Below are 3,631 nucleotides of genomic sequence, written 5' to 3'. Positions count from 1 at the left end.
TCTTCACTACTCACTGTTCCCTTCTCTCCAGATAGTTCTCCAAGAAATCTATCAGTAGCATCTCTCCACTCCGGAAGTCCGTATCCGATCGTTTCCTCCAACGGGAAAGTATCCATGGCAGAGAATTCCGGTCTTTGGGCCGCTGTTTTGAATCCCGAGCTCTTCGCTGGAATCAATCTGCCTTTCCAGCCAGAAAGCTCCAGTATGTATTTAGCCCAGTCGTATCTGCTGCAATAACCACTATTAGCCATATGATATATACCGTAGCATCCCGTTGACAGAAGATCCAAAATTCCCTTTGATAGATCCACTGTATAAGCCGGAGAGGATATCTGATCGTCGACGACCTTCAGTTCATCCCTCTCTTTCGACCATTCGAGAATCTTCTTGACGAAATTAGTGTTTCCGATACCAAAGACCCAGCTAAGTCGAACAATGAAACAGCGATTCGTGAAAAGTGAGACGAGCTGTTCGCCATATAGCTTGCTTTGCCCGTATTTTGACAACGGCGTTGGCTTATCCCATACGAAGTAAGGACTTTGCTTCTTTCCGTCAAAAACATAGTCCGTGCTGAAGTGCATGAGAGGAATTCCTAGTTCGCTAGCAGCTATCGCGAGATTCTTTGGGCCGATAGAGTTGACCAAAAACGTGTTCTTCCAGTCATCCTCGGCCCTATCTACCGCGTTGTATGCGGCACAGTTAATAATTGCGTCAGGAGTTGTTCGTAGAACGGCTTCTCTTACAGATTTGAGATCGGTAATGTCAAGGTGGCAAAACTGACTAGCAGATTTGCAGTTTGGCAGATTAGGATTTGGCTCGTGACTTGTGACTCGTAGCTCGTCGAAGGAATCACTCATTCCACGTGTTACCCGCGGCGCTCCACGTGCAATGAAATCCGTAGCAACATAGTCAACGCGTCTTCTGTCACATTCTTTCTGAAGGTCCTGACCCAGTTGGCCGTTGGAACCAGTTATCAGGAGTCTCATAAATACCTCCCTTAGTTAATTAGCAGATTGCTAATTGAGCTCGTGGCTGGTAGCGCGTGGCACGTAGAAAGAGCTAAACACACAGGACTACGGGCTACGTGCAACGAGCAACGTGCTAATGAAACTAATCTTCAAATCTGCTAAACTTCAGCTCCTTAAGCGTGGGCCACTTTTTGTCTTTTTCGGACAACAAAGGCTCATCTATGCCATACTCTCGAAGCGGCCATCTAATTCCGATTTCTCTGTCATTCCAAATAATCCCCGCTTCATCCTGGGGATCATAAAGCGTCGAACACTTGTACAGGAAATCCGTGTCCGAAAGCGCAAGAAAACCATGTGCAAAGCCTTCAGGGATAAACACTTCCAGCGCGTTCTCCTCACTCAGAACAGCACCATACCATTTCCCATAAGTATCGGAATCTCTTCTCAGATCAACAGCTACGTCAAAGACGCTTCCCCTAGCGACTATGATAAGTTTGGCCTGTGGCTTCCTCACCTGATAGTGTAAGCCCCTTAGAGTGCCTTTTTTCGATCGTGAATGATTGTCCTGAACGTAAATCTTCGGAATGCCAATTTTTTCGAATTCTTTCTCATTGTAGGTTTCTCTGAACATTCCCCTCTGATCACTAAATACAGAAGGTCGTATTAAACAAAGACCCTCGAATGAGGTTCCGATTATCTCGAACTTCGACATTCATACCTCCCCGACAAATCAAGAACCACTCCATTTTGAAGTCCACTTTTTAGTGAGCACACATCACTAACTGGCAATCGAACTCTCCCTGTCCACACTTTCCAGTTAAGCACATCAGCGGATCTATTCAATGCGCCTTCGCACAACCCTGAATCCGTAGGATCATCTTCCAGTAGATATTGAATCTTCTCCACTTACTCATGGTGGTTATCGGGAAAATCAAAGAGAAAACCCGAAAATCCAACATTGACGGCTTCCCCCAGTCCTCCGGGTCTGGTAGCAAGAGCTGGATGAACGAAGGCAGCAGCCTAGCCGAGTACGATTCCAAAGCATTCAGCTCTTGTGGGGAGGATGAAGAAGATAGCCTCCTCGTACAGTGAGTGGAAGGTCTCTGGTTCATCTTTTTTCGACTTGTCAAGAAAAAGTATTACCTTCATTCTCTTGTCATAAAATTTGTCTGAAGGAACACGCCCGCAAACAGGTAGGCAAGTCTCTACTCACCTGCTGTTTAGTTCTTTCATAGCCATATATGCAGTCTCTCCGCCCTTTATCTTCCAGTCGACGCCGATGAAGAGTAATCTTATTGGCTGCGTCAAACTTCTTGAGCGACCACTCTCTCTATGTGTGGCGGTAGTGATGTTCAGTCCAATCGTATTACAGTCACCTAGAGGGTACTGAATAGTCATTCAGGATAGACTTCTCTGCCCAGTGAGAAGACACTCTTATTCTCTTTGCGACACAGAGAGCTTTCCTTTCAATCAGGTTTCCGGCTTCAATGGAAGATTTCGAAAGATTCGAGAATCTCTCGCAATAATCGACCATCAGGTTGAATGTTGCTTCGGAGAGATGAATCATCGGTTGTATGGTCTTAAGAAAGGCGATTTCAGCGCTTGCAGCGGGTGCAAAGACAAGGTCAAACTCCCTTTCTCTGAGCTTTCTCCGGACGTATTTTGAGCAAATACGAGAGTAAGATACGCTGTGTTTAGAAAGAAATCGCTTTCCTGTGAGCTTTCCCGATACGTTACATTTTCGAAGAGACAGTTTCTTCAGTTTGCTCAAACTGGGGCAGATAGGTTCTGCATCTGGAAAGGATTTCAGACCTGCGAACATGTGACTTGGAGTTCCGGACCGTGACGCAATAATGGTAAGATCGTTTGAAGTGACGAACGTGATTTTGAGTCTCAAGATTCATTCTCCAGCAGATCCATAAGATATCGTCCGTAACTGGAATTATTGTATGATTTCGCAACAAGATCGAGCTGCTTTCTATCAATGAAGCCCTTTCTGAAAGCAATTTCCTCTATACATGCTACATAGAGACCCTGACGCTTCTGAACTGTCTCCACAAAGCTTGCAGCTTCAAGAAGGCTCTCGTGTGTTCCGGTATCTAACCAGGCAAAACCTCTTCCAAGTGTCTCGACCTTGAGTCTGCCGGATTTCATGTACTGAATATTGACATCAGTAATTTCCAGCTCTCCTCTAGCAGAAGGAGTGAGGTTCTTTGCTATTTCCACGACATGATTATCATAGAAATAGAGACCGGGCACCGCGTAATGGGATTTTGGGTTCTTCGGCTTTTCTTCAATAGAAACTGCATTTCCCGCTTCGTCGATCTCAACCACTCCGTAAGCTCCTGGATCCTTCACATGATAACCGAGGATCAAGGCCCCTTCATCGATTGATGAAGCCCTCTTAAGAATGCCCGACAGTCCCTGGCCGTAGAAGATATTGTCACCAAGTATCATGGCGACATTGTCCGATGATATGAATTCCTCCCCAATAAGAAAAGCATCGGCAAGCCCTCGGGGAATCTCTTGTGCTGCGTAGGAGAAGGAGACTCCCAGTATGGAACCATCGCCGAGAAGCTTTTCAAAGAGCGGAAGATCGTAAGGAGTTGAAATTACAAGTATCTCCCGTATGTCAGCAAGCAATAAAACCGAGAGCGGGTAAT

5 protein-coding genes are annotated in these 3,631 nt (G+C 45.8%); all 5 read right to left on the bottom strand.

What is annotated here, in order from left to right; genetic code table 11:
* The coding region (gene rfbD / locus ENN47_05835) for a dTDP-4-dehydrorhamnose reductase (protein ID HDP77693.1) at positions 1-986 on the bottom strand (986 nt) is incomplete at its 3' end.
* Positions 987-1,110: 124 nt separating this feature from the next.
* Positions 1,111-1,680, bottom strand: a complete 570-nt coding sequence (gene rfbC / locus ENN47_05830) for a dTDP-4-dehydrorhamnose 3,5-epimerase (protein ID HDP77692.1) — start codon at positions 1,678-1,680, stop codon at positions 1,111-1,113.
* Between the two features lie 497 nt (positions 1,681-2,177).
* The gene (locus ENN47_05825) at positions 2,178-2,366 is read right to left on the bottom strand and encodes a hypothetical protein (GenBank protein ID HDP77691.1); all 189 of its coding nucleotides are present in this window, start codon (positions 2,364-2,366) and stop codon (positions 2,178-2,180) included.
* Positions 2,341-2,865: a hypothetical protein gene (locus ENN47_05820; GenBank protein HDP77690.1), complete on the bottom strand. Its 525-nt coding sequence runs from the start codon at positions 2,863-2,865 to the stop codon at positions 2,341-2,343. The genes ENN47_05825 and ENN47_05820 overlap by 26 nt, the downstream gene beginning before the upstream one ends.
* On the bottom strand, positions 2,862-3,631 hold a 770-nt coding region (rfbA, locus tag ENN47_05815), incomplete at its 5' end, for a glucose-1-phosphate thymidylyltransferase (GenBank protein ID HDP77689.1). The genes ENN47_05820 and rfbA, both read right to left, overlap by 4 nt.

Source organism: Mesotoga infera (assembly GCA_011045915.1).
GTDB classification, from domain to species: domain Bacteria; phylum Thermotogota; class Thermotogae; order Petrotogales; family Kosmotogaceae; genus Mesotoga; species Mesotoga infera_D.
Note: the sequence above shows the minus strand (reverse complement) of the source record. Positions and strands in the feature narration are given on the sequence as shown.

Excerpts from the sequence above, each read along its gene's own strand:
- rfbC (HDP77692.1), bottom strand. The coding sequence starts at position 1,680 with ATGTCGAAGTTCGAGATAATCGGAACCTCATTCGAGGGTCTTTGTTTA.
- ENN47_05825 (HDP77691.1), bottom strand. The coding sequence starts at position 2,366 with ATGACTATTCAGTACCCTCTAGGTGACTGTAATACGATTGGACTGAAC.